The 602-nt window shown below is 55.6% G+C and carries 1 protein-coding gene; it reads right to left on the reverse strand.

All coding sequences use genetic code 11. The features are described 5' to 3' along the window. Window positions 1-138: 138 nt before the first annotated feature. Window positions 139-602 (reverse strand): NADH-quinone oxidoreductase subunit NuoB (gene nuoB, locus QMM04_RS22975; protein WP_282997203.1); only part of this gene is annotated, 464 nt, incomplete at its 5' end.

Genomic DNA, 602 nt, shown 5'->3' on the forward strand with positions numbered 1-602 from the left:
TCTTGCGTGGTTAAATCTGTCATACGTTACTCACCATTCCGGCCTGTAATCAGGCGCTAAAAGAAGGCGTCAGGATGGCGGCGCGCATTAAATTGTGATGTTCTGCTGCGGCCGTTGTGCCATCCGTGTACGGGAAGCTTAGACTTCGTCTGGCGTTCTCAGGTTAGTGACGGCAATACGCTCGCCGCGTTTTCTCTCACGCTCTGGCTGCATATTGGCGCGATAAACGCCCTGATCACCCACCACCCACGACAGTGGACGGCGCTCTTTACCGATGGACTCACGCAGCAGCAGCAGCGCCTGCATGTATGCTTCAGGACGCGGTGGGCAGCCCGGAATATACACGTCGACCGGCAGGAATTTATCCACGCCTTGCACCACAGAATAGATGTCGTACATGCCGCCCGAGTTTGCACAAGCACCCATGGAGATCACCCATTTCGGTTCCAGCATCTGGTCATACAAACGCTGAATAACCGGCGCCATTTTGGTAAACGGCGTACCGGCGATCACCATAAAGTCAGCCTGACGTGGGGAGGCGCGCATGACTTCCGCACCAAAACGCGCCACGTCATGCACCGCAGTGAATGACGTGGTCATTT

It is taken from the genome of Pantoea sp. Pa-EAmG, assembly GCF_030024295.1.
Taxonomy (GTDB): Bacteria; Pseudomonadota; Gammaproteobacteria; order Enterobacterales; family Enterobacteriaceae; genus Pantoea; species Pantoea dispersa.